The organism is Streptomyces sp. NBC_01546, from assembly GCF_045208355.1.
Classification (GTDB): domain Bacteria; phylum Actinomycetota; class Actinomycetes; order Streptomycetales; family Streptomycetaceae; genus Streptomyces.
This window is the reverse complement of record NZ_CP109379.1, coordinates 6,862,778-6,888,040: the sequence shown is the minus strand read 5'-3', so window position 1 is coordinate 6,888,040 and position 25,263 is coordinate 6,862,778. Positions and strand designations below refer to the sequence as shown.

General features: G+C 70.9%; 22 protein-coding genes. 10 read left to right on the top strand and 12 right to left on the bottom strand.

Translation table 11 applies throughout. The annotated features are described in order from the left end of the window. Window positions 1–9 precede the first annotated feature (9 nt). From OHA89_RS31640 to OHA89_RS31630, 3 genes are all read right to left on the bottom strand, one after another. Entirely contained in the window at window positions 10–1,011 is a 1,002-nt protein-coding gene (locus OHA89_RS31640) for a ParB N-terminal domain-containing protein (protein WP_266611100.1), read from the bottom strand. A 198-nt stretch (window positions 1,012–1,209) separates the two neighbouring features. Continuing rightward, window positions 1,210–2,115: a UTP--glucose-1-phosphate uridylyltransferase GalU gene (gene galU / locus OHA89_RS31635; protein ID WP_266611098.1), complete on the bottom strand. Its 906-nt coding sequence runs from the start codon at window positions 2,113–2,115 to the stop codon at window positions 1,210–1,212. 57 nt (window positions 2,116–2,172) lie between these two features. Further along, the gene (locus OHA89_RS31630; RefSeq protein WP_266611096.1) at window positions 2,173–2,760 is read right to left on the bottom strand and encodes a TetR/AcrR family transcriptional regulator; all 588 of its coding nucleotides are present in this window, start codon (window positions 2,758–2,760) and stop codon (window positions 2,173–2,175) included. Between the two features lie 299 nt (window positions 2,761–3,059). On the opposite strand from OHA89_RS31630, the gene OHA89_RS31625 reads away from it, so the two are divergent. Then, window positions 3,060–4,343, top strand: coding sequence for an IS701 family transposase (locus OHA89_RS31625; protein ID WP_406367666.1), 1,284 nt, complete (start codon window positions 3,060–3,062; stop codon window positions 4,341–4,343). A gap of 71 nt (window positions 4,344–4,414) precedes the next feature. On the opposite strand, the gene OHA89_RS31620 is transcribed toward OHA89_RS31625, so the two are convergent. From OHA89_RS31620 to OHA89_RS31610, 3 genes are all read right to left on the bottom strand, one after another. Then, a complete protein-coding gene (locus OHA89_RS31620; protein WP_266611092.1) occupies window positions 4,415–5,782 on the bottom strand; it encodes a phosphomannomutase/phosphoglucomutase in 1,368 nt (455 codons plus the stop codon). Between the two features lie 105 nt (window positions 5,783–5,887). Continuing rightward, entirely contained in the window at window positions 5,888–6,865 is a 978-nt protein-coding gene (locus tag OHA89_RS31615; protein WP_406367664.1) for an NAD-dependent epimerase/dehydratase family protein, read from the bottom strand. Further along, window positions 6,862–7,527: a ScbR family autoregulator-binding transcription factor gene (locus OHA89_RS31610; protein WP_266611088.1), complete on the bottom strand. Its 666-nt coding sequence runs from the start codon at window positions 7,525–7,527 to the stop codon at window positions 6,862–6,864. Before OHA89_RS31610 ends, OHA89_RS31615 begins: the two co-directional genes overlap by 4 nt. Window positions 7,528–7,631: 104 nt before the next feature. On the opposite strand from OHA89_RS31610, the gene OHA89_RS31605 reads away from it, so the two are divergent. Both OHA89_RS31605 and OHA89_RS31600 read left to right on the top strand, forming a co-directional pair. Further along, the gene (locus OHA89_RS31605) at window positions 7,632–8,600 is read left to right on the top strand and encodes a ScbA/BarX family gamma-butyrolactone biosynthesis protein (protein ID WP_406367662.1); all 969 of its coding nucleotides are present in this window, start codon (window positions 7,632–7,634) and stop codon (window positions 8,598–8,600) included. Between the two features lie 165 nt (window positions 8,601–8,765). Continuing rightward, window positions 8,766–10,469, top strand: coding sequence for a carbohydrate binding domain-containing protein (locus OHA89_RS31600; RefSeq protein ID WP_406367660.1), 1,704 nt, complete (start codon window positions 8,766–8,768; stop codon window positions 10,467–10,469). Window position 10,470: 1 nt separating this feature from the next. On the opposite strand, the gene OHA89_RS31595 is transcribed toward OHA89_RS31600, so the two are convergent. After that, window positions 10,471–11,412, bottom strand: coding sequence for a nucleoside hydrolase (locus OHA89_RS31595; RefSeq protein WP_266611084.1), 942 nt, complete (start codon window positions 11,410–11,412; stop codon window positions 10,471–10,473). A gap of 148 nt (window positions 11,413–11,560) precedes the next feature. On the opposite strand from OHA89_RS31595, the gene OHA89_RS31590 reads away from it, so the two are divergent. Beyond that, complete coding sequence (locus OHA89_RS31590; protein WP_406367658.1) at window positions 11,561–13,318, top strand: tetratricopeptide repeat protein; 1,758 nt, start codon at window positions 11,561–11,563, stop codon at window positions 13,316–13,318. Window positions 13,319–13,321: 3 nt separating this feature from the next. Here OHA89_RS31590 and OHA89_RS31585 read toward each other — a convergent pair whose 3' ends face one another. Further along, window positions 13,322–13,681, bottom strand: a complete 360-nt coding sequence (locus OHA89_RS31585) for a zinc ribbon domain-containing protein YjdM (RefSeq protein ID WP_406367656.1) — start codon at window positions 13,679–13,681, stop codon at window positions 13,322–13,324. Window positions 13,682–13,939: 258 nt separating this feature from the next. Here OHA89_RS31585 and kdpF point away from each other — a divergent pair, with 258 nt between their 5' ends. From kdpF to OHA89_RS31560, 5 genes are all read left to right on the top strand, one after another. Continuing rightward, a complete protein-coding gene (kdpF, locus tag OHA89_RS31580; RefSeq protein ID WP_215149616.1) occupies window positions 13,940–14,029 on the top strand; it encodes a K(+)-transporting ATPase subunit F in 90 nt (29 codons plus the stop codon). 8 nt (window positions 14,030–14,037) lie between these two features. After that, entirely contained in the window at window positions 14,038–15,702 is a 1,665-nt protein-coding gene (gene kdpA / locus OHA89_RS31575; protein WP_406367654.1) for a potassium-transporting ATPase subunit KdpA, read from the top strand. Then, a complete protein-coding gene (gene kdpB / locus OHA89_RS31570) occupies window positions 15,699–17,804 on the top strand; it encodes a potassium-transporting ATPase subunit KdpB (protein WP_266611071.1) in 2,106 nt (701 codons plus the stop codon). Before kdpA ends, kdpB begins: the two co-directional genes overlap by 4 nt. Before the next feature lie 21 nt (window positions 17,805–17,825). Beyond that, window positions 17,826–18,560 (top strand): potassium-transporting ATPase subunit C, encoded by a 735-nt coding sequence (locus OHA89_RS31565; RefSeq protein WP_406367652.1) that lies wholly within the window; start codon window positions 17,826–17,828, stop codon window positions 18,558–18,560. A gap of 76 nt (window positions 18,561–18,636) precedes the next feature. Next, window positions 18,637–19,326 (top strand): response regulator, encoded by a 690-nt coding sequence (locus OHA89_RS31560; protein ID WP_266611067.1) that lies wholly within the window; start codon window positions 18,637–18,639, stop codon window positions 19,324–19,326. Between the two features lie 52 nt (window positions 19,327–19,378). Here the strand turns inward: OHA89_RS31560 and OHA89_RS31555 are convergent, their stop codons facing one another. Genes OHA89_RS31555 through OHA89_RS31540 form a run of 4 tightly spaced genes read right to left on the bottom strand, consistent with a single transcriptional unit; the run spans window position 19,379 to window position 22,980 of the window. After that, on the bottom strand, window positions 19,379–20,047 hold the full coding sequence (locus OHA89_RS31555; protein ID WP_406367650.1) for an HAD family hydrolase: 669 nt from the start codon (window positions 20,045–20,047) through the stop codon (window positions 19,379–19,381). 42 nt (window positions 20,048–20,089) lie between these two features. Then, window positions 20,090–21,490, bottom strand: coding sequence for an NADP-dependent succinic semialdehyde dehydrogenase (locus tag OHA89_RS31550; protein ID WP_266611063.1), 1,401 nt, complete (start codon window positions 21,488–21,490; stop codon window positions 20,090–20,092). A gap of 12 nt (window positions 21,491–21,502) precedes the next feature. Then, entirely contained in the window at window positions 21,503–21,742 is a 240-nt protein-coding gene (locus OHA89_RS31545; RefSeq protein WP_215149611.1) for a hypothetical protein, read from the bottom strand. Further along, window positions 21,739–22,980, bottom strand: a complete 1,242-nt coding sequence (locus OHA89_RS31540; RefSeq protein WP_406367648.1) for an MFS transporter — start codon at window positions 22,978–22,980, stop codon at window positions 21,739–21,741. The genes OHA89_RS31545 and OHA89_RS31540 overlap by 4 nt, the downstream gene beginning before the upstream one ends. Before the next feature lie 216 nt (window positions 22,981–23,196). Here OHA89_RS31540 and OHA89_RS31535 point away from each other — a divergent pair, with 216 nt between their 5' ends. Then, window positions 23,197–25,260: a discoidin domain-containing protein gene (locus tag OHA89_RS31535; RefSeq protein ID WP_257557507.1), complete on the top strand. Its 2,064-nt coding sequence runs from the start codon at window positions 23,197–23,199 to the stop codon at window positions 25,258–25,260. Window positions 25,261–25,263 lie beyond the last annotated feature (3 nt).

Here is a 25,263-nt window from a genome sequence, read left to right as displayed (position 1 = left end):
CGGAGGCCTTCAGCTCGAAGGCCGGTACTTGCCGGGGAAGCCGGCGGGGGCAGGGGTTTGCGCCGAGGCACGGCGCCGTAGTTCTTCGGACAGTTCCTGCCAGTCCCGCGCGCACTGGGCGGCCGCGGCGGCCGCCGTCTCGGCGCGGTACGGGGGTATCGCGGCGACGATCCGCTCCCACTGGCGCAATCCGCTCACCTGGAGGTCGAGCATGCGCAGCAGGAGCCTGCCCGCCTCGCTCAGCCTGAGCAGGGGGTCCTTGCACAGGCTGGTGACCAGTACGGGCAGTGGCTGCCCGCGGCCCCGGGCGGGCACCGGGGGCGGGGCGGGGGCGTTGCCGGAGCGCCGCTGGACTGCGGGCACGGGATCCGCTCCCTCGCCGATCCGGCGCCGGACGTCCCGTACGGTCGAGGGCGCGATGCCCGCCTCCCGTGCGATCTGCCGCAGGGAGGCCGTGGGACTGCCTGCCAGCAGCCGGGCCGCGGCCTCCCTCCCGCGTACGGGATCGGCCGGCCGGATGCGGCCGTCCTGGCCGACGCGGCCCGGCGGATCGGGCGCGGGACCGGCGCGGCGTCGCAGTGCCCCGACGGTCTTGGCCGCCAGGCCGGTCCGCTGCGCGATGCCGCGATCGGACCAGTCCGGATGGGACCGCAGGATCCGTAACGCCGCGGCCGTCCGCTCCGCGTGCGTCAGCGGGAGCCCGTGACTGATGTTGGCCTCGACCGAGAGGACGAACGCGTCCTCCGCGCTGCCGTCGAAGTACGTGACCGCCACCGTGTCCTGCCCGCGCAGTACGGCGGCCCGCAGCCGGTGCGTTCCGTCGATGATCCGCATGGTGTCGCGGTGCACGAGCAGCGGCGGCAGTGCCCGGCCGGATTGGGCGAGGCCGTGTGCATGGCTCTCGTCCACGCGGACGACACGCGGGGAGTCCGCGGCGAGCAGCGCGCCGACCGGTACCTCGACGGCGCTGTCGGGGGTGTCGGCCGCGCTGGTCGCGTTCGGCTTGCCCATGAAGTTCACCTCCCTTCGTGCACTCGATGCTTCGGCCGCCGATCCGCTCGCCGGCCCCGGGGAAAAAATTACGTAACTACCGTTCGGTAACCCAACCTGTGGCCGAACTCCGTTGAGATCTGGGCAACTTGGCGAAGTAGCCGTTCCGTGGGGTGGGCGACCGCGGAAGATCCCCGGTCGCCCACCGGGCCGCGCGGATCACACCCCGACGAGCTGCTCCGAGCGCACGAACTCCTTCAGCCAGGCAAGGAATTCGGGCCCCAGGTCCGCCCGTTCACAGGCGAGCCTGACCGTCGCGCGCAGGTACTCGGCACGGTCCCCGGTGTCGTAGCGCCGGCCCGAGAAGACGACTCCGTGCACGGGACGGCCCGCCTGAACCAGGGCGCGCAGCGCGTCCGTCAGCTGGATCTCGCCGCCGCGTCCGGGGCTCGTACCCCGCAGGACCTCGAAGATCTCGGGGTCGAGGAGGTAGCGGCCGATGATGGCGAGGTTGCTGGGCGCGGTGCCGGGCTCCGGCTTCTCGACCAGTTCGGTGATGCGTACGCCCGCACCGCCCGCCCGCTCCTCCACCGCGGCGCAGCCGTACTGGTGGATCGCGTCCGGATCCACCTCCATGAGGGCGACGACGCTGCCGCCGTGCTGGGCGCGCACCTCGGCCATGCGGGCCAGCAGCGGATCCCGGGGGTCGATCAGGTCGTCGGCCAGGAGTACGGCGAACGGCTCCTGGCCGACGTGGGGGGCGGCGCAGAGGACGGCGTGGCCGAGCCCCTTGGGGTCCCGCTGGCGCACGTAGTGGATGTCGGCGAGCTCGGTGGAGGCGCAGACGCTGTCGAGCTTGTCCTGATCGCCCCGGCGCTGGAGGGCCTCCTCCAGCTCGTAGTTGCGGTCGAAGTGGTCCTCGAGCGGCCGCTTGTTGCGGCCGGTGACCATGAGGATGTCGGACATCCCCGCCGCGACCGCCTCTTCCACCACGTACTGGATGGCCGGCTTGTCGACCACCGGCAGCATTTCCTTCGGGGTGGCCTTGGTCAGCGGGAGGAAGCGCGTACCGAGTCCCGCAGCGGGGATGACTGCCTTGGTTATGCGATGAGGTGTGGAATTCATGCCGCTGACGCTAGAGGGCGCCGCACGCCATCGGCTTGAATTCTCCGCATTTTCCGCCTACTTGGGCATTTCCGGTTTCGGCTCCGGCGCCGCGATGCCCCGCCGGATGAGCCGCCACAGCTCTCTGACCTCGGCGACGATCGCACCGGTGCCGCCGACCCGGCCGCGGCGCGCCCGTACGACGACACCTCCCACCAGATGGGCCGTCAGCAGGGCGGCCGGGCGCGGGTCGACGTCGGGGCTGAGCTGCCCTTGTTCGGCAGCCTGCTCGAGCAGCTCCCTGACCTCCGGGAACCAGCAGCTGCACCATGCCGGACCTGCACCGACACGCTCCTGGGTGAGCCGGGCGGCGGCGCGCACGACCGCGTCCTCCTCGATCAGGCAGCCCAGTTCGAGGACGAGCGCGGAGACGGTGTCCAACGCCAGTCCGCCACGGGCCGTCACGTCCTCGACCACTCTGCGGGTGGCCTCCCGCCCCGAATCCTCGACGGCCGAGGCCAGTTCCCCCTTCGCGGAAAAGTGAAAGGTGAGGGCTCCTATGGATATGCCGGCGGAGCGGCTCAGCCGGGATAATGACGTCCCGTCATATCCGTTGCGGTCGAATTCAGCGGCGGCCACCGAGATCAGATGATTTCGGGTGCGCACGCCGCGCTCTTGCTTTACCACTGCGCAATCACTGCCATCCAGGTCGTTCCTGACTCGCCAATACGTCCTAGGTCGGGATGGCGACCTCCAGCGTCGCCCCGGGTGCCGACCGCACACAACGCCGACTTGACGAAGAAGCACCCGCACCCCCGCCACCGCCGTCCTCACGACGGACCCCGGCTACCAACGTGCCCAAGTCGCGGGAAGGGCGCCACTCCTACGCTAGAAAAAAAACGAACGTTCTGTATTCTGATGGTACCTACGACGCACGCCGGCGTCCGCAGCGAAGGGGGAGACAGATGACGGCACACACGAGGAGCAGAGCTCTTGATGCCGGGGACAGCGCCCTGGACGAGTTCACCGAACGCCTCTTCGGCCACTTACCGAGAGCCGACCAGCGCCGCTGGGCCCGGGTCTACCTGCAGGGACTGCTGACCACCCCGGGCAAGAAGTCCGTACGCAGGCTCGCCGCGTCCGTGACGGAGTCCCCCACCGCCTCCCAGTCCTTGCAGCAGTTCATCAACGCGAGCCCCTGGGACTGGGATCCGGCGCGCACCGAACTGCTCCGCTGGGTGGAGGAAAGACACACGGTGCACGCCTGGACGATCGGGCAGGTGGCCTTCCCCAAGCGCGGCGAGCACTCGGTCGGCGTGCACCGCCGCTTCGACCCCGCCGCCGGACGCATCGTCAACTGCCAGTACGGCTTCGGCCTCTTCCTGTCCCTGGGCGGCATGAGCGCGCCCGTCGACTGGCGGCTGCTGCTTCCCGAGACCTGGTCGGCGGATCCCGCGATGCGCCGCCGGGCACGCATCTCACCGGAGGTCGCTCACCAGACCCCGGAATCCCTCGTCCTCGAGCTCATCGACTCGATCGCAGCCCGCACCTCGTCGGTGCGCGCCCCCGTGATCGCCGACTTCAGCCGCCTGAACGGCGCCGCCGCGCTGATCGGGATGCTCGGCCGACGAGGCCACGACTTCCTGGTGTCCGTCCCGCCGACCCTTCCGGTCAGCGCCGCCGGGCTGACGCACGGGGCCGAGCCGGCCCGGAGTCCTTCCCGGGCTCCGGTGCGGACGCAGGCCCGGACGCCGGTACGGATGCCGGTACGGACGGCTGTGCACGCGACCACCGCGGGCGACTTCGCTCGTCTGGGGAACACCAGCCATCCGTACGCCGCGCTGCACACCGGCCCCGGCGCGCCACCGCAGCGGCTGCGCATCCACTCGGGTCTGGTCCGGGTACCGGGCGGGGAAACGGGGGTCCCGGGGGCGCAGCAGACCTACCGTCTGTTCGGCGAAAGGCGCCCGGGACCCGGTCTGCGGGGCGGTCCGGTCTGGCTCACCAACATGAGCCGCCACCGGATGGACGACCTGCTGTTCCTGGCCCGGGAGTCGGCCCGGTCCGCCGCGGCCCTCGGCACGCTGGCGGACGAGTTCGGCCTCCTCGACTTCGAAGGCCGGTCCTTCCCTGGCTGGCACCACCACATGACGCTGATGTCCGCCGCGTTCGCGTACAAGGCCGTTCCGGTGGCCCTGCGAGAGCGGCAGGAGTACGCACCGCCGCTCGATGTACGCCGGTCCGCCTGAACGAGCCGGACGTGTCCGGGTGCGGCGGGGCTGCTCGCAGCCCCGCCGCGTGCGGAGTCAGGCGCGGATCGTCAGGCGCGGATCAGCGCGAGGATTTCGTCGCGGACCTTGGCCAGGGTGGCCTCGTCGCGGGCCTCCACGTTCAACCGCAGCAGCGGTTCGGTGTTGGAAGCACGGACGTTGAACCACCAGTCCGCACCGGTGGCGGTCAGGCCGTCCAGCTCGTCCACGCTGACGTCCTCACGGCCGCCGTAGACGGCCTTGACCGCCGCCAGCCGGCCCGCCTGGTCCGCGACCGTCGAGTTGATCTCCCCCGAGCCCGCGTAACGGTCGTAGGAGGCCACCAGAGCCGACAGCGGACCGTCCTGGCCGCCCAGCGCCGCCAGCACGTGCAGCGCGGCCAGCATCCCGGTGTCCGCGTTCCAGAAATCCTTGAAGTAGTAGTGCGCCGAGTGCTCACCACCGAAGATCGCACCCGTCTTCGCCATCTCCTCCTTGATGAAGGAATGCCCCACCCGGGTGCGGACCGGGGTGCCGCCGTTCTCCCGGACCACCTCCGGCACCGACCAGGAGGTGATCAGGTTGTGGATCACCGTGCCCGTGCCGCCGTTGCGGGCCAGCTCACGCGCCGCCACCAGCGCGGTGATCGCCGACGGGGAGACACCCTGGCCGCGCTCGTCCACGATGAAACAGCGGTCCGCGTCCCCGTCGAACGCGATCCCCAGATCCGCGCCCTCCGCCAGCACACGGGCCTGCAGATCCACGATGTTCTTCGGATCCAGCGGGTTCGCCTCGTGGTTGGGGAACGTGCCGTCCAGCTCGAAGTACATCGGGACCAGATCCAGCGGCAGGCCCTCGAACACCGTGGGGACGGTGTGGCCGCCCATGCCGTTGCCCGCGTCCACGACCACCTTCAGCGGACGGATCACCGTCAGGTCCACCAGAGCGCGCAGATGCGCCGCGTAACCGGCCAGCGAGTCCCGCTCGGTGACCGTGCCCGCGACCGTGCCCGCCGCGATCTCCGGAGCACCCTCATCCGACCACTTCTCCACCAGCTCACGGATCTGCGACAGACCCGTGTCCTGACCCACCGGAGCCGCACCCGCCCGGCACAGCTTGATGCCGTTGTACTTGGCCGGATTGTGCGAGGCCGTGAACATCGCACCCGGCAGATCCATCGACCCCGACGCGTAGTACAGCTGGTCCGTCGAGCACAGACCGATCAGCGTCACGTCCACACCACGGGCAGCCGCACCACGCGCGAAAGCAGCCGACAGACCCGGCGACGACGGCCGCATGTCATGACCGATCACGATCGCCGAAGCACCCGCCACCTCGACGAACGCGGCACCGAACAGCTCCGCCAACGACTCGTCCCACTCGTCCGGCACGACACCACGCACGTCATACGCCTTGACGATGTTCGAAAGGTCGGGCATTTCCACTCCTTCAGGGGGTGACCGTCGGTGTTCCGGACGCTACCCGCCGCCCTCCCCGCCAGGGCCCGCCCGTCCCCATCCCGCTGAGGCTTTGGCAGATCGCCGTCACCCCGGGACGAGCCCGCCCCTTTCCCTGTACCACTGCGCCGCCCGGCCGAGCCGGGCCAGCGGTCCGGGCCCCGGTGCGATCCCCGCGAGCCGCCACGCCTCGTCGGCGCGGTACCAGTGGTCCCGGGCCAGCAGCGTGAACTGGCGCTCGCTCACCCAACCCGGGGTCCCGGCCAGGGCGTCCAGGCACGTGGGCCACGGCCAGTCGCCGGCGGGGCGCTGCGGCAGCACCCGGTGGCCGGCGAGGGCGGTCATGAGGTCCCGGTTGCGCACCGGCTCCGGATGGTGGGCGTGCAGGACGCCCGAGGCCCCGGCCGCGTCGCCACTGCCACTGCCGCCGCCACTGCCGCCGCCGAGCGCGAATGCCACGATGAGCCGCGCCAGGTCGTCGACGTCGACGAACGAGGCCAGCCCCTCGCCTCCGCCCCACCCGGCCGGTACCCGCCGGAAGGCGTCGACGAGAGCCGGTACGACCCACCGGTCGCCCGTCCCCAGCACCAGCCCCGCGCGCAGGACCAGTCCCCCCGCCTCGAGCACCGGTTCCTCGCCCGCCAGCCGGCTGCGGCTGGCCGGCGATACCGGGGCGGGTGTCAGCTCGCCGATGTCCTGTCCGCGATGCGGCCCCGGCCCGTAGACCGCGCAGGTCGACAGCTGGACGATGCGCCCCACGCCCGCCCGCCTCGCCTCGGCCACCAGGGCTTCGGTCCCCGCGGAGTTGACCGCGGCGCACCGTTCGGCGTCCGGTCCGATGTAGGAGGCCAGCGACAGCAGGACGTCCGCGCCGTCGCACACCCCGCGCAGGGATTCCGCGGCGGCCAGATCCGCGTCGACCCAGCGCACCCCGTGCGCCGTGGCCGGAGGCGTACGGGACACCGCGCGCACCACCGCCTGCGGCGCCTGCGCGGCCAGTCGGCGCAGCACCGCCGACCCCGCGAAGCCCGTCGCCCCGGTGACGACGACGTGAGGCGCGCTCACACCAGTTGCTCCGGTTCCGACGGCTGCGACGGCTGCGCCGGCCGCAAGGTCAGGCGCACGTTCGCGCGGGTGTCGTCCGTGGCGACGGCGGGCAGCAGGTAGCGCCACAGCGAGGCGATCCGCTGCGGCAGGTCGGCCCGTCCGGTGGACGCCTGGGAGAAGAGCTGCGCCCCGGTGAAGGAGCTGACCAGGACCCACGCCAGCTCGTGGTCGTCGATGTCCGGCTGGAGCTCCCCCTTGGCCCGCGCGAAGCGCAGCTGCTGGCGGAACTCGAGGACCCAGGCCTGGTACGCGACGTCATCGCGCAGGCCGAACTCCCCCTGCTCCACCGCCAGCCGTACGCCGGCCCGGAGCACCGGATTGTGCTGGAGCTGCTCGGCCAGGTAGAGCGTGATGTCCACCAGGTGCTGCAGCCCGTCCTCCCCCTCGGGAAACTCCAGGCCGTCGCCCTGCCCGACCATCACGGCGTAGGCGAGCTCCTCCTTCGAGCCGAAGTGGAAGTACATCCCGCCCTGCGTGACGTCCGCCCGCTTCATGATCTTGCTGATGCTGGCTCCGCTGAAACCGAACTCGTCGAAGACCTCCGCCGCCGCGCGCAGGATGGCCGCTCTGGTCTGAACTGCCCTTAGCTGAGGCGCGCGTTGCCGCTTACGGTCCGACATTGGGGTACCTAACTTCCTCGACAAAAAAAACGAACATCCTTTATTTTAGAACCCACCGCCGCACAGCACCAGCTCATGTCCGACGTTTCAAGGGGGGCTCAACCATGACTGTGTCAGCTGACCACTCCGCCTCGCCCGTCACCGCACTCAGCAGCGCGTTACCGAGGGAGTACGTACACAAGAGCGCTCACTCCGAAGTCCTGCTGACGGGGTGGCGTGCCGTCGCGCCCGACGAGTACGTCATCACCGCCCAGTGGCCGCGCGCCCACAGCTTCTACTCGCCGGACGCGAGCGGCCATCACGACCCCCTCCTCCTCGCCGAGTCGGTCCGCCAGGCCATCCCGCTCCTGAGCCACGTCGCGTACGACGTCCCCTTCGGGCACCGGCAGATCTGGGACACGTTCTCCTACTCGATGAACGCCGAGGCCCTGGCGGTCGGTTCGACGCCGGCCGACATCGTGCTGCGGATCAGCTGCTCGGGCGTCACGCGCCGGGGCCGAAGACTGGCCGGGCTCACGATGCACGTCACGGCCACGCGCGACGGGGCGTTCCTGGGCACCGCCGAGGCACGCTTCACCAACCAGCCGCCGGCCGTCTACCAGCGCCTGCGCGGCAGCAACGCGGACCTCGACCAGGTGGCCGCCCGCATCATCCCGCTCCCGCCGCCGCTGACGCCCCGCCGCGTGGGCCGCGACCGCTTCCACGACGTGGTCCTCTCCGCGACGAGCTCCACCCACCGCACCCAGCTCCGGGCCGACATCAACCACCCGATCCTCTTCGACCACCCCGTCGACCACGCCCCGGGCATGCTGCTCCTGGAGGCAGTCCGCCAGGCCGCGTACGGCTGCACCTTCCCGCGGCGAGGAGTCCTGACCGACCTGGAGATACGGTTCTTCCGCTACGCGGAGCTCAATTCGCCCTGCTGGATCGAGACGACCCCCATCCCCGACGGGACGGCCGCGGCGGGCCGCCTCCCCGTTCGCGTCTCGGCCCGGCAGAACGGCGAGGACGTCTTCACCGCCACCGCGACGATCACCGCGGCGCCCGCCCGCTCCCTCTGCCCCGCCCTCTGACGCGGCGTCCGGTGTTCCGGCACGAGTCGTGCGCACCCGCCGGAACACCGGGCGACCGGCCCACCGCCCAATTGGTCCAGACCTATTGACGGCGGTCCATCCGGAGGAATAGGTTCCCGGCCACGCTCCCCCGTGCCGCACCCCTCACCTCCCGGAGGCACTCCCTTGCGCACCCGCAGCAGCACACGCAACCGTTCCCATAGTCGTACTCGCACTCGCCTGGCCTGCGGTCTGGGCGCCACCCTGCTCGGCGCGGCCGCGGTACTGAGCGCGCCCGGATCGGCGTTCGGCGCCAACCTCCTCACGAACGGCGGCTTCGAGGCGGCCGGTACGCCGACCGGCTGGTCCTGTACCGGCGGCCTGGGCTCGGTCGTGGCCTCGCCCGTCCACGGCGGCACCAAGGCGCTGGCCGGCGCGGCCGGCAGCAGCGACAACGCGAAGTGCGCCCAGACCGTCGCCGTCCAGCCCAACACCACGTACACGCTCTCCGCGTGGGTCCGCGGCAATTACGTGTACCTCGGGGTCACGGGCGGATCCTCCACCTGGACGCCCTCCGCCACCGCCTACACGAAGCTCACCGTCTCCTTCACCACCGGCGCCTCCCAGACCAGCGCCGAGATCTACGTCAACGGCTGGTACGGACAAGGCACTTACTACGCCGACGACATCAGCCTGGACGGCCCCGGCGGCGGCGCCGACACCGTTGCCCCGACCACGCCGGGCAGTCTCACCTCCACCGGCAAGACCTCCTCCAGCGTCTCACTGGCCTGGGCGGCCTCCACCGACAACGTCGGCGTCACCGGCTACGACGTCTACCAGGGCGCCACCAAGGTGGCCACGTCCACCACCACCGGTGCGACCGTCACCGGACTCGCCGCGAACACCGCGTACGGCTTCACCGTCCGCGCCCGCGACCTGGCGGGCAACACCTCACCCGCCTCGAACAGCGTCAGCGTCACCACCGACAACACGACCACCCCGGCCGGCTTCAAGCAGGCCGCTCCGTACCTCTACCTCGGATGGGGCAATCCGCCGAGCGCGACCACGGTGATGAACGCGACCGGCGCGAAGTGGTTCACCATGGCGTTCATCCTCTCCTCGGGCGGCTGCAACCCGGCCTGGGACGGCCAGCGCGCCCTCACCGGCGGGATCGACCAGAGCACCATCAGCTCGATCCGGGCCGCGGGCGGCGACATCGTCCCGTCCATCGGCGGCTGGCAGGGCAATAAGCTCGGCCCCAACTGCGCCACCCCCGAGGCCCTGGCGGGCGCGTACCAGAAGGTGATCGACGCGTACGGCCTCAAGGCCATCGACGTCGACATCGAGAACACGGACGAGTTCGAGAACGCCGTGGTCCAGGACCGCATCCTGGGCGCCCTCAAGATCGTCAAGCAGAACAACCCCGGCCTGAAGACCATCCTCACCTTCGGCACCAGCACCACGGGCCCGACCTTCTGGGGCAACCGGCTGATCGAGCAGGCCAGGGCACTGGGCGCCGACATCGATGTCTTCACCATCATGCCGTTCGACTTCGGCAACGCCTCGACCGACATGTACGCCAGCACGGTCAGCGCCACCGAAGGCCTCAAGACCAAGCTCAAGGCCACCTTCGGCTGGGACGACGCCACCGCCTACTCCCACATCGGCATCTCCGGCATGAACGGCATCAGCGACACCCAGGAGACCACCACCCTTCAGAACTGGACCGACATCCGCAACTGGGCCAACTCCCACCACATCGCGCGGCTCGCCTTCTGGTCCGTCAACCGCGACCGCGGCTGCCCCGGCGGCGGACTGCAGGAGAGCTGCTCCGGCATCGCCCAGAACGACTGGCAGTTCACCTCCATCACGGCCGGCTTCACCGGCTGATTCACGTACGGGAGCCCAGCGCCGCCACGGCGTCGACCAGCCGGTCCCAGAACAGCTCGGTCTCCAGGGTCACCGCCACCTGCGCGTTGACCGGGAGGTCCAGGGAACGGTGGAGGTCGACGACCGTGGCTCCCCGCGTGTACTGGCCGCGCAGCTCCACGACCACGCTCGCCGGTACGCAGTGCACGAGTCCGGGCTCGATGACCCGGGCGACCGCGACGGGGTCGTGCAGCGGCGGACTCTCGAAGCCCCACAGACGGCGGTAGGTGGCGGCGAAGAACGACATCAGTCCGGCGCAGGTACGGCCGAGTTCGGTGCCGAGCCCCTCGAACCGGGCCAGCACCTCGGGGGTGGCGAGCGCCTGGTGGGTCACGTTGAGGCCGCACATGGTGATCGGCACACCGCTGCGGAAGACGATGTCCGCGGCCTCCGGATCGGCCTGGATGTTGAACTCGGCGGCCGGAGTGCGGTTGCCGCGCTCGGTGGAACCGCCCATGAGGACGATCTCGCGGATGTGCGCGGCGGCGTCGGGGTAGCGGGTCAGCAGCAGGGCGATGTTGGTCAGGGGCGCCGTCGGCACGAGGGTGACGGGCTCCGGGTGCGTGGTCAGGATCCGGTGGATGAGGTCCACGGCGTGCTCGGGGACCACGTCCACGGTGGGTTCGGGGAACCGCGGCCCGTCCATGCCCGATTCCCCGTGGACGTCGTCCGCCACCACCAGCGGCTGCACCAGCGGGCGGTCGCAGCCGGCCGCGATGGGCACGCCGGTGATGCCCGCGACCGTGCAGACGCGGCGCGCGTTCAAGGTGGTCTTGGCGAGCGTCTGGTTGCCTGCGACCGTGGTGATGGCGAGCAGGTCGACCGCGGGGTCACCCGCCGCCAGCATGATCGCCAGGGCATCGTCGTGGCCGGGATCGCAGTCGATGATGATCGGAACAGGCACACTCACTCCTCGGGCATCCGGGGCATCAGGGGCATCCCCCGCACCAAGTCTGCCTCTTCCCGGGCCGCCGTCCGGTCCGGTGGAACCGTCCCCCGGCGCCAGGACGTGATGAAGCGGGGACGTTCCGTGCGACGAGGGGCAGGGGCAGATGACCGATCAGGGCGGACCGGGCGCCGAGCGGGAGCTGAGCGACGCGCGGCGGGACGCCGACGCGTCCCGCTTACTGGCCCGCGCCGATCCCGCCGAGTACCTCTCCGGGTTCGCACTCTGCCTGTACCGGCTCGGCGCTCTGCTGATGGAACGGCCCGAACAGCACGAGGAGTTGGCCGAAGTCCTGGCAGAGGCCGTCGAGGTCACCCGGCGCCTCGCCGACGGGGACCGGCGGGACTGGCTGCCGAGCCTGGCCATGGCCCTCGGCCAACGCGCCCTGATCCTGGGCCTCCTGCGCCGCCGCGGCGAGGCCCGCGCCCTGGCCGCGGAGGCCACCGACCTGTACCGCGAGCTCGCGCGCCGGGATCCCGGCAGGTATCTCCCCGACCTGGCCTCGGCGTTGACCAACCTCGGCAACCAGCTGGCCGAACTGGGACAGCACCACGATGCACTCGACCGGATGCGCGAAGGCGTCGAGGTGCGCCGTGGCCTGGCCGCGCGGCAGCCGGGCTCAGCCGATCTCGAACTCGCCTCGTCGCTGGTGGAACTGGGCGTCAAACTCGGCGAGATGGGCCACCACGCGGAAGCGGCGGATGTCCTGCGCGACGCGATCGGCCGGTACCGCCGCCACACCGGCTCCCCGCTCGCCCAGCCCCTGCTCGCCGAGCCCCCGCTCGCCAAAGATGTGGCCGACCACTGGGTGGCCCTCGTCACCCTCACCCATGAACTGTCCGAGCTCGGCCGCGGGGACGAGACCGGCCCGTACCGCGAGGAGGCCGCGGCCGTCTACCGCCGACTCGCCCGCACCGGCCCGCACTTGCTCGCCTTCGTGACCGCCGTGGCACGGCGCAACGGCATCACCCTCGGCGAGGACGGCCGGTTCGAGCACCCGCGGTCCACGGCCGGCCGGCGTTCCTCCGGTGCCCCCGACCCGGCCGTCCTGGCCCGCATCCGGAAGCTGAACGAGCAGGGCCTGCGCCTGGCCTCGGCCGGCAGTCTCGACCTGGCCGTCGGCATGCTCCGCGACGCCGTCGACCTGTGCCGCCGGGCCGCCGAAGTCACGCCGGGCATGTCGATCGCGCTGGCGCGCTCCTTGCACAACCTGGGTCTGGCCGAGGCGTGGAGCGGTCACCGCGCCGAGGCCCTGGCCGCCACGGACGAGGCGGTGCACCTGTGCCGGCGCACCGTCGAGGCAGCGCCCCACCTGGTGCGCCCGCTCATGGCGGACGCGCTCGACAGCCTCGGCAGCCGGCTTTCGGTGCTCGGCCGCCACCACGACGCGCTCGTCCCGGCCGAGGAGTCCGTCCGCCTCCACCGGGAACTCGCCCGGGAAGACCCCACCAACCGTCTGCCGGAGCTGGCCCGGGCGCTGAACAACCTCGGCGTCCGGCTCACCGACGCCGACCGTCACGAGGAATCGCTCGCCGCCGCGCGGGAGGTGGTGGACCTGTACCGCCGGCTACGGTCGGCCGAGCCGGAGGGCGACCACCTGTCCGGGCTGATCCACGGTCTGTCCAACCTCGGCCTCCGGCTGGCCCGGGCCGGGTACGACGACGAGGTGCTCGCGCCCACCATGGAAGCCGTGGACCTACTGGGGGACCTGGCCTTGATCCACCCCGGCAACGACGTCGCCGCCCTCGCGGAGAGCCTGGCGTGGCTCGGCCACCGCCTCAGCGGGAACGGCCACCGCCGGGAAGGACGCGCCGCCACCCGGGCCGCCGAGGACCTGCGGCGCAGGTCGGCCGTCCGGCGGTGACGATCAGACCTTCCGGACCACGCTGGACTTCAGCTGCATGGGGCCGAACCCCTCGATCTTGCAGTCGATGTCGTGACCGTCGACACCGTCGACGAGGCGGATGTTGCGCACCTTGGTGCCCGCCTTGATGCCGGACGTGCTGCCCTTGACCTTCAGACCCTTGACGACCGTCACGGTGTCGCCATCAGTCAGTACGTTGCCGACCGCGTCCTTGACGACCCGCTCCTCGGAGGCGCCGCCGCCGGCCTCGGCGGAGGCGGGGGACCACTCGTGTCCGCACTCGGGGCAGACGAGGAGCACACCCATTTCGTACGCGTAGGCGCCGGCGCATTCGGGGCAGGGAGGCAAAGGAGTCTCGGTCACCGAAACAGTCTATTTCAGGCCGTCGGGCGGCACCGGCGTCAGGGGGGCGTCAAGAGCGCCCGTGCCCCCGTATGGAGCCCGTCAAAGTGGCTTAACGCCGGGGTGAAGACACGGTTATCTCGATATCGGCCAGCCACCTGGCCGATTCGATTCTTCCCTCTTCACTCAGGAGCTCGCGATGGCCGATCTGGCCTTCGTCGTCACCACGGTCGCGGTGTTCGCGCTGGTGGCTCTCATCGCCCGGGGGGTGACCAAGCTGTGACCGCCGAAAACGTCGTCGGCCTCGTCGTGGCCGTCTCCCTGCTCGGATACCTCGTCCTCGCCCTTGTGTACCCGGAGAGGTTCTGAGCACTGTTATGAGCCCCGTAACCGCTGGCGTGCTCCAGCTGCTCGCGCTGATCGCCGCGCTCGCACTGGCCTACCGTCCGCTGGGCGACTACATGGCCCGCGTCTACTCCTCCGAGAAGCACTACAAGCCGGAGAAGTGGATCTACAAGGCCATCGGCGCCAACCCGTCGGCCGAGATGCGCTGGCCCGCCTACCTGCGCGCCGTCCTCGCCTTCTCCGCCGTGAGCGTCCTGTTCCTCTACGTCCTGCAGCGCCTCCAGGGCAGCCTGCCCGGCTCCCTCGGCTTCGTGTCGATCGACCCCGACCAGGCCTTCAACACCGCCGCCTCCTTCGTCGCCAACACCAACTGGCAGTCCTACGCCGGCGAGCAGGCCATGGGCCACGTCGTGCAGACCGGCGGTCTCGCGGTGCAGAACTTCGTCTCCGCCGCGGTCGGCATGGCCGTCGCCGTCGCGCTCGTACGAGGCTTCGCCCGCTCCCGCACCGGTGAGCTCGGCAACTTCTGGGCCGACATGGTCCGCGGAGTGGTCCGGATCCTGCTGCCCATCTCCGTCATCGGCGCGATCGTCCTGGTCGCTTGCGGCGCGATCCAGAACTTCTCCGGGATCCACGAGGTCGGCCAGTTCATGGGCGGCAGCCAGCAGTGGAACGGCGGGGCCGTCGCCTCGCAGGAGGTCATCAAGGAGCTCGGTACGAACGGCGGCGGCTACTTCAACGCCAACTCCGCCCACCCCTTCGAGAACCCGACGCCCTTCTCGAACCTGTTCGAGATCTTCCTGATCCTGGTCATCCCGCTCGCGCTGACCCGCACCTTCGGCCGCATGGTCGGAAACCTGCGCCAGGGCTACGCGATCCTCGCCACGATGGGCATCATCTGGATCGCCTTCACCGGCCTGATGATGTGGACCGAGTTCGCCCACCACGGCCCGGCACTCGAGCTGGCCGGCGGGGCGATGGAGGGCAAGGAGAACCGCTTCGGCATCGGTGCCTCGGCGATCTTCTCGGTCGCGACCACGCTCACCTCGACCGGTGCGGTCAACTCCTTCCACTCCTCCTACACGGGACTGGGCGGCGGCATCCAGCTGCTGGGCATGCAGCTCGGTGAGATCGCGCCCGGCGGTGTCGGCTCGGGCCTCTACGGCATGCTGATCATGGCGATCATCGCGGTGTTCATCGCCGGTCTGATGGTCGGCCGCACCCCCGAGTACCTCGGCAAGAAGATCGGCACCCGCGAGATCAAGCTGGCCGCCTGCTACATCCTCATCACCCCGGCCCTGGTGCTCTGCTTCACTGCCGCCGCGATGGCCCTGCCCACCCCGGCCAACTCCATGGCCAACACCGGCGCGCACGGCTTCTCGGAGATCCTCTACGCCTACACCTCCGGCGCCAACAACAACGGCTCCGCCTTCGCGGGCCTGAACGCCGACACCCAGTGGTTCAACAGCACCATCGGCATCGCGATGCTGCTGGGCCGCTTCCTGCCCATGGTGTTCGTGCTGGCGCTGGCGGGCTCGCTCGCCGAGCAGAAGCCGGTCCCCGCCACGGCAGGCACCCTGCGCACCGACAAGCCGCTCTACGCGGGCCTGCTCGTCGGCACGATCCTCATCATCACCGGTCTGACCTACTTCCCGGCCCTGGCGCTGGGTCCGCTCGCCGAAGGGCTCGCATCATGAGCACCGCCACGCCCACCAGGGCTCCGCACCAGGACGTGCCCACCGGCCACGAGCCGGCCTCCGGACGCGTGGGCGGCGGCCTCTTCGACCCGAAGCAGCTGCTGAAGTCCTTCCCGGACGCGGTCCGCAAGCTCGACCCCCGGACCATGATCAAGTCGCCGGTCATGTTCGTGGTCCTGATCGGCTCGGTCGTGACGACCGTACTGGCGCTGAAGGACCCGACGGACTGGTTCGGCTGGGCCATCACCGCCTGGCTGTGGCTGACCACGATCTTCGCCAACCTCGCGGAAGCCGTCGCGGAGGGCCGCGGCAAGGCCCAGGCCGACACCCTGCGCAAGGCCAAGACCGACTCCGTCGCCCGCCGGCTGACCAAGGCCGGCACCGGCGAGGAGCAAGTGCCCGGCACGGATCTGCGGATCGGCGACCTCGTCGTGTGCGAGGCCGGGGACGTCATCCCCGGCGACGGTGACGTCGTCGACGGCGTCGCCTCCGTCGACGAATCCGCCATCACCGGGGAGTCCGCCCCGGTCATCCGCGAGTCCGGCGGCGACCGGTCCGCGGTCACCGGCGGTACGAAGGTGCTCTCCGACCGGATCGTCGTCAAGATCACGACGAAGCCGGGCGAGACCTTCATCGACCGCATGATCGCCCTCGTCGAGGGCGCCGCCCGGCAGAAGACGCCCAACGAGATCGCGCTCAACATTCTGCTGGCGTCCCTCACGATCGTCTTCCTGCTGGCCGTGGTCACCCTGCAGCCGTTCGCGATCTACGCGGGGGCCGAGCAGTCGATGATCGTGCTCACGGCCCTGCTGGTCTGCCTGATCCCGACCACGATCGGCGCGCTGCTCTCCGCCATCGGCATCGCGGGCATGGACCGCCTGGTCCAGCGCAACGTCCTGGCCATGTCGGGCCGCGCCGTCGAAGCAGCGGGTGACGTCTCGACCCTGCTCCTCGACAAGACCGGCACCATCACCCTCGGAAACCGTCAGGCCTCGGAGTTCGTCCCGGTCGAGGGCACGACCGAGGCCGAGCTCGCGGACGCCGCGCAGCTGTCGTCCCTGGCGGACGAGACCCCCGAGGGCCGTTCCATCGTCGTCCTGGCGAAGGAGAAGTACGGGCTGCGCGAACGCCACCAGGGGGAGCTCGGCCACGCCACTTGGGTCCCCTTCACCGCGCAGACCCGTATGTCGGGCGTGGACGTGGACGGCACGAAGACCCGTAAGGGCGCTGCCGGTTCGGTCATCACCTGGGTCGGCGAGCAGGGCGGTCAGGTCTCCGAAGACGCGGATCTCCTCGCCAACCGCATCTCCGAGGCCGGCGGCACCCCGCTGCTGGTCGCCGTCCAGGACGAGAAGGGCGCCCGTGTCCTCGGTGTCATCCACCTCAAGGACGTCGTCAAGGAGGGCATGCGCGAGCGGTTCGACGAGCTGCGCCGCATGGGCATCAAGACCGTCATGATCACGGGTGACAACCCGCTCACCGCCAGGGCCATCGCTGAGGAAGCGGGGGTCGACGACTTCCTCGCGGAAGCCACCCCCGAGGACAAGATGGCCCTCATCAAGCGGGAACAGGCGGGCGGCAAGCTCGTCGCCATGACCGGCGACGGCACCAACGACGCCCCCGCCCTCGCGCAGGCGGACGTCGGCGTCGCGATGAACACCGGTACCTCGGCCGCCAAGGAGGCCGGGAACATGGTGGACCTGGACTCCAACCCCACCAAGCTCATCGAGATCGTCGAGATCGGCAAGCAGCTCCTCATCACCCGAGGCGCCCTGACCACCTTCTCCATCGCCAACGACGTCGCGAAGTACTTCGCGATCATCCCCGCCATGTTCGCCGTGGTCTACCCCGGCTTGGACAAGCTCAACATCATGGGCCTGGCCTCCCCCGAGTCGGCGATCCTCTCCGCCGTCGTCTTCAACGCGCTCATCATCATCGCGCTGGTCCCGCTCGCCCTCAAGGGCGTCCGGTACCGGCCGACCAGCGCCGACAAGATGCTCCGCCGCAACCTCGGCCTCTACGGCCTGGGCGGCCTCATCGCCCCCTTCATCGGCATCAAGCTCATCGACATGCTCATCTCCCTCATCCCCGGGCTCGCCTGAATTAGGAACGTGCTGACTCCAATGAACAACTCTGTAGGAAACACAGCGCGGTTGATCGGGGCCGGCCTGCGAGCCCTGCTCGTCCTGACCGTGATCTGCGGGGTCCTCTACCCCCTTGCCGTCACCGGCATCGCCCAGGCCCTGTTCAACGACAAGGCCAACGGCTCCGAGATCAAGGACAAGAGCGGCCGGGTCGTCGGCTCCTCCCTCATCGGGCAGACCTACAACCTGCCCGAGCAGGCCCCTTCTGATTCGACTGCGGGCGACGACCCGGAAGAAGCCGCGAAGCCGGACCTCAAGTGGTTCCAGCCGCGCCCCTCCAACGGCCTCGGCTCCAACAGCGTCAACACCCAGTACTCGCTGCTCCTCTCCGGCGCCACCAACCGCTCCGCCGACAACGGCGCCGTGGGCGGCCAGTGCACCGAGGACGCCGGGGAAGGCACCCTCTGCGCCCAGGTCGCCGCCGCCAAGGAAGCGGTCATCGCGGACAACTCCACCGCCTCCTACCAGGTCAAGCCCGAGGACGTACCGGCCGACGCCGTCACCTCCTCCGGCTCGGGCCTGGACCCGGACATCTCCCCCGCCTACGCCGAGCTGCAGATCCACCGGGTCGCCGAGCAGAACGCGCTCGACGTCAAGCGGGTCGAGAAGCTCGTCGCCGACCACACCACCGGCCGCACCCTCGGCTTCATGGGCGAACCCCGCGTCAACGTCCTCGAACTCAACACCGCGCTCAAGGCAGTGACCGAGAGCTGATGTTCCGGGCGGGTGCGGAGCCGGCGCGGCGCCGGCTCCGCACCCCGCCCCACAAGTGAAGGAAGGGTGCCCACCGATGACCCGGGTGCTGGTCGTGGAAGACGACCCTCAGCTCGTCCGCGCCCTGAAGATCAACCTCCAGGCGCGCAAGTTCGACGTCGAGGAAGCGTCCGACGGCGGATCCGCCCTCCGGCTCGCGGCCGCCCGTAAACCGGACGTCATCGTCCTGGATCTGGGGCTGCCCGACATGGACGGCATCGAGGTGATCAATGGGGTCCGGGGCTGGAGCCGCGTCCCCATCCTGGTGCTCTCCGCCCGTCACACCTCGGCCGAGAAGATCCGCGCACTGGACGCGGGCGCGGACGACTACGTGACGAAACCGTTCAGCATGGACGAGCTCCTCGCCCGCCTGCGCGCGGCCACCCGCCGCCAGGAGGCCCCGGGGGCATCCGCCGCCGACAAGGTGGCACAGGTGACGACCGACGAGTTCACCATCGATCTGGTGGCGAAGAAGGCGCGGCGGGGCGAGCGCACCGTACGGCTCACCCCGACCGAGTGGCACCTGCTGGAGATCCTCATCAGCCATCCGGGCCGCCTGATCACCCAGGGCCGGCTGCTGCTGGAGGTCTGGGGCCCCACGTATGGCGAGAACACCAACTACCTGCGCGTGTACATGGCCCAGCTGCGGCGCAAACTCGAAGCGGACCCCTCCCACCCCCGGTACCTGATCACCGAACCCGGCATGGGATACCGCTTCGAACCGTGATCACCCGCCGTGACCACCCGCCGGGGCCGACCGGCGCCCCGGCAGCCGCCGCTCAGGCGCCGACGTGCGCGAACGGGCTGCTTCCGAGATGGGCGAGGAGATCGGCCGGGTGCCGGTAGACGGCCCGGGCCCCGGCCTCCTCGAGATCGTGCCGTGGGATGCCGCCGCAGAGCAGCCCCACGCAGGAGACCCCGGCCCGGGAGCCGGCCTTCATGTCCCACACCGTGTCGCCGACGAGTACGGCGCCCCGCGCGGGCGCGTCCACGAGGCGGAGGGCGTGCCGCACCGGGTCGGGTGCCGGCTTGCCCTCGCTCACGTCGTCGGAGGTCGCCGTCGCGGCGATGGCGTCGTCGGCTCCGATGGCCCGTCGGAGCGCCTCCAGCTCGCTGTCCTTCGCGGAGGTCACCAGCACCACCCGCCAGCCGCGGCCGTCCAGCGCGCGCAGGAGCTCGTCCGCCGAGTCCAGGCGGGGCAGCCGGTCGAAGTAGGTGCCGTAGAGGGTGTCGTGCGCGGCACTGACCGTCTCGTCCGCGCTCACGTCACGGTCCTCGCCGAGCAGGTGCGCGAGCAGGTCCTCGCCCGGCAGACCGATCGCCCGGTGGATGTCGTGCATCGCGACGTCGTGGCCGGCCTGCCGCAGCGCCTCCCACCAGCACGTGACGTGCAGGTGATTGGTATCGGCGAGGGTTCCGTCGACGTCGAACAGCGCGGCGCGGTTCATGCCGGGCACCTGCCCGCCCCACGGCGCCGCACTCCTGCGGGCTCAGTCCTCGTCCGCCGCCTGCCAGACCGTGGTGATGTTGCAGAACTCCCGGATTCCGTGGCCGGACAGCTCGCGCCCGTACCCGGACCGCTTGACGCCGCCGAAGGGCAGGGCGGGATGCGAGGCGGTCATGCCATTGACGAAGACGCCGCCCGCCTCCAGGTCGCGCGCGGCCTGCTCGACGTCCTCCTCGCTGCGGGTCCAGAGGTTGGAGCTGAGCCCGAAGGGGGTGTTGTTGGCCCGCTCGACGGCCTCGTCCAGGCTCCCCACCCGGTAGAGGGTGGCGACGGGCCCGAACGCCTCCTCCTGGTCGATGCGCATGGCGGGGGTGAGGCCGGTCAGCACCGTCGGTTCGTAGAACCAGCCGTTCGGGAACCGGGGCGGGCGCCGGCCACCGCACAGGACCGTCGCGCCGTGCCCCACGGCGTCGTCCACCAGCTGCTCCAGGTCGCCCCGGCCGGTCTCGGTGGCCAGCGGGCCGACGTCGGTGGACGCCTCCATCGGATCACCCACCGTGAGCGCCCGCATCCCGGCCGTGAAGCGCTCGGCGAACTCGTCGTGGACGTCGGTGTGGACGATGAAGCGCTTGGCGGCGATGCAGGACTGCCCGTTGTTCTGCACGCGGGCGGTCACCGCGGTGCGGGCGGCCCGGTCGATGTCGGCCGAGGGCATCACGACGAACGGGTCGCTGCCGCCGAGCTCCATGACCGTCTTCTTGACCTCGTCCCCGGCGACGGACGCGACCGCGCGCCCGGCGGGCTCGCTGCCCGTCAGGGTGGCCGCGGCCACCCGCGGGTCGCGCAGCACGCCCTCCACGGCCGCCGCGCCGATGAGCAGGGTCTGGAAGCAGCCGCGGGGGAACCCGGCGCGGTGGAAGAGCTCGCCGAGGTAGAGCGCGGTCTGGGGGACGTTCGAGGCGTGCTTGAGCAGGCCCACGTTGCCGGCCATGAGGGCGGGCGCGGCGAACCGTACGACCTGCCACAGGGGGAAGTTCCACGGCATGACGGCGAGGATCACCCCGAGCGGCCGGTAGGCCACCCGGACGGCCGCCGCTCCGGCGTCGCGCACGTCGGCGGCGTCGGGGTGCTCGTCGGCGAGGAGGGACTCGGCCCGGGCGGCGTACCAGCGCATGGCCTTCGCGCATTTGGCGGCCTCGGCGCGGGCCGCCGCCAGCGGCTTGCCCATCTCCGTGGTCATGGTCCGCGCGATGTCGTCGGTCTCCGCCTCCAGGAGCGCGGCCGCCCTGGTCAGGAGCTCGCCGCGCTCCGCGAAGGAGGTGTGACGGTACGTGGCCGCCGCCGCGGCGGCGGCCACGAGGAACCGTTCGATGCCCGGTGCGTCGAGCGGGTCGAAGGTACGCAGGGTCTGTCCGGTCGTGGGGTTCACGGTGGCGATGGGCATGGTGGGACCTTCCTACGAGGCCGCGTCGTCGCACGCGGCGCACATCAGGTCCGCGTGCTGCGGGGGGTACCACGTGGCGCCGGGATCCGCCGACGGCGTCCACGGGGCCGTTTCCATGGCGAACGTGTCCCTGCCGCAGAAGGTCCTCGGCCCGGGGACCGAGGTCGTTCCCGGGGCGGCAGGCGCGGCGTGCACGCGCCGGACGGACAGGTCCGGCTGATCGACCTCGTAGACCACGACGATCCCGCTCATACCTCGACGGTAGGCGGCTCCGGGGCGACGCGCCCGCCGTCCGGCGCCGACGTCGGCGCCGGCCAGTACGCCGCCCTGTCCCCCGCCGGCAGCAGTACGGCCGCCAGCACCGGGAAGACGGCCGCCAGGGCGAACACCAGGGGGTAGCCCTGTCCGGCGATCAGCGCACCGGCCAGCGGCGGGACGAGGACCACCGCGGCGTGCTGGCCCATCCCGTGCACCCCCAGGGCGCGGCCCGCCCAGTCGGGACCGGCGTACTCGGCGACCGCGGTGTTGTGCAGTCCGTTGGTGCTGACCGTCAGGCCCGAGGCCAGCAGCAGGGCCGCCGTGCCGACCGCGGAGTCCCATGCGGCTCCGGCGGCCAGCAGGACCAGATCGGCCGTGGTGGCCAGGGCGAGCAGCCGCATCGGGCGGATCCGGCTCGCCACCGTGTCGGACCACCAGCCGGCGAGCAGCCGCACTCCCGCGCCGGCCAGGTTGGCGACGGCCAGCACGGCGCCGGCGGTGGCGGCGGACCAGCCGCGCACCTCGGTCAGGAAGATCAGGGCGAATCCGGTCACCACGAACTGCGGCACGCACAGCACCGCGGCGGCGCCGTGCAGCCGCCACAGGTAGCCGCCCTTGTACGGGGCCGGGGTGGCCGGTACGCCCGCCGCTCGCCGGGGGCGCGGCGGATCGACGGCGCACAGGGCGATCGCGGCGCCCGCGGCCCCGCACAGCGCGGCGCAGAATCCGAAGGCCGCGGACAGGCCGAAGTGGTGGGCGAGCGGTGGCAGGGCGGCCGCGGCCACCGCGGTGCCCAGCGGCTGGGAGGCCTGCCGGACCCCCATCGCGATGCCCCGGCGGTCGGGCGGGAACCAGCCGATGACCAGCCGCCCGGAGGCCGAGTTGACGGAGGAGCCCGCGGCGCCGACCAGGATCAGCAGCGCCCCCAGCGTCCACGTTCCGTGCACGGTCGCCGCCACGGCCGTCACCGCGGCGGCGATCAGCAGTCCGGCGGACAGCGCCAGCCGCTCCCCGTACCGGTCGGCGACCACCCCCCAGCCGATCAGTCCGAGCAGGATCCCGAAGATCGGGCAGGAGACGAGGAGACCGGCGCCGGCCAGCGAGAGCCCGAGTTCCCGCTGGAACGCGGGGACCAGGTAGGCCAGGCCGTAGAGCGCCGTGGTGCTGGCGGCCTGGCCGCTCGTGCCCAGGGCGAGCATCAGCCAACTGCGGGGTATCCGCTGCTCGTTCATGCCGTCACCCTAACCACACAGCCGGAATGTGAGACGAATCGTTTTGAATGATGAGACGCCGTTCCCCACTCCGCTCCGGGCGCCGCATTCTGACGAATCATCAGGTCAACTGTCCCGGACTCTTGACTCTGTGAGCGGCAGTAGCGATCGTTTCGTCCACACCTTGCGCGGGCCATGACAACTCAAGGCCCCGTTCACCGACCGAAGACGTGAGTGATGACGATGACTGGACACCCGTACCACCGGCATCGGCCCCTCGCGGTGCTCTCGTTGCTCCTCGCCGTGGTGGCCATGGTGCTCGGCCCCGCGGCGAGCTCCTCGGCCGACCCCGGCTGGTGGAACCCGGTCGCGCGGCCCGCGCCCGACTCCGAGATCAACGTCACGGGCGAGCCCTTCAAGGGGACCGACGCCCAGGGCCGGGTCCGCGGCTTCGTCGACGCGCACGACCACCTGATGTCCAACGAGGGCTTCGGCGGCCGGCTCATCTGCGGCAAGCCGTTCTCCGAGCAGGGGATCGCCGACGCGCTCAAGGACTGTCCCGAGCACTACCCCGACGGCTCCCTCGCGATCTTCGACTTCATCACCAAGGGCGGCGACGGCAAGCACGACCCCAACGGCTGGCCGACCTTCAAGGACTGGCCCGCGCACGACTCGCTGACCCACCAGCAGAACTACTACGCCTGGGTCGAACGGGCCTGGCGCGGCGGCCAGCGGGTCCTCGTCAACGACCTCGTCACCAACGGCGTGATCTGCTCGGTCTACTTCTTCAAGGACCGCGGCTGCGACGAGATGACCGCCATCCGCCTCGAGGCGCAGAAGACGTACGACATGCAGGCCTACATCGACAAGATGTACGGCGGCCAGGGCAAGGGCTGGTTCCGGATCGTCACCGACTCCGCGCAGGCCCGCGAGGTCATCAAGCAGGGCAAGCTCGCCGTGGTGCTCGGCGTCGAGACCTCCGAACCGTTCGGCTGCAAGCAGATCCTCGACATCGCCCAGTGCAGCAAGCAGGACATCGACCGCGGCCTGGACGAGCTGTACCAGCTGGGCGTGCGCAGCATGTTCCTGTGCCACAAGTTCGACAACGCCCTGTGCGGGGTCCGCTTCGACCAGGGCGCCCTCGGCACGGCGATCAACGTGGGCCAGTTCCTGTCGACGGGCACCTTCTGGCAGACCGAGAAGTGCCGGGGCCCGCAGCACGACAACCCCATCGGCCTCGCGGCGGCGCCCTCGGCGGAGAAGCAGCTCCCGCAGGGTGTGGCGGTCCCGGCGTACGCGGCGGACGCGCAGTGCAACACCCGCGGTCTGACCGAGCTCGGCGACTACGCGGTGCGCGGCATGATGAAGCGCAAGATGATGCTGGAGATCGACCACATGGGCGTGAAGGCCGCGGGCCAGGCCTTCGACATCCTGGAGTCCGAGTCCTACCCCGGCGTGATCTCCTCGCACAGCTGGATGGACATGGACTGGACCGAGCGGCTGTACCGCCTGGGCGGCTTCATCGGCCAGTACATGGGCGGCGCCGAGGGGTTCAGCGCGGAGGCCAAGCGCACGGACGCCCTGCGCGACAAGTACAACGTCGGCTACGGCTACGGAACCGACATGAACGGCGTCGGCGGCTGGCCCGGCCCCCGCGGCGCCGACACCCCGAACCCGGTGCGCTACCCCTTCCGCAGCACCGACGGCGGCTCCGTCATCGACAAGCAGACCACCGGCGTGCGGACGTGGGACCTCAACACCGACGGCGCCGCGCACTACGGCCTGGTCCCCGACTGGATCGAGGACATCCGGATCGTCGGCGGCCAGGGCGTGGTGGACGACCTGTTCAAGGGCGCCGAGTCGTACCTGACCACCTGGGGCGGCTCCGAGAAGCACAAGGCGGGCGTGAACCTCGCCTCGGGCGCCCCCGCCGCGGCCTCCTCCTCCGAGTGGAACCCGTTCACGAGCTACGCGCCGGACCGGGCGGTGGACGGCAGTACGGGCACCCGCTGGGCCAGCGACTGGAGCGACGACCAGTGGCTGCGGATCGACCTCGGGACGCCGAGCCTGGTCAAGCGCGTCACCCTCGACTGGGAGCGCGCGTACGGGAAGTCGTACCGCATCGAGCTGTCGGCCGACGGCACGAACTGGCAGTCCGTGTGGTCCACGACCACCGGCGACGGCGGCCTGGACACGGCGCAGTTCGCCGGCACCCCGGCCCGCTACGTCCGCGTCCACGGCGTCCAGCGCGGCACCCAGTGGGGCTACTCCCTGCACGAGGTGGGCGTGTACAGCAGCTGACGC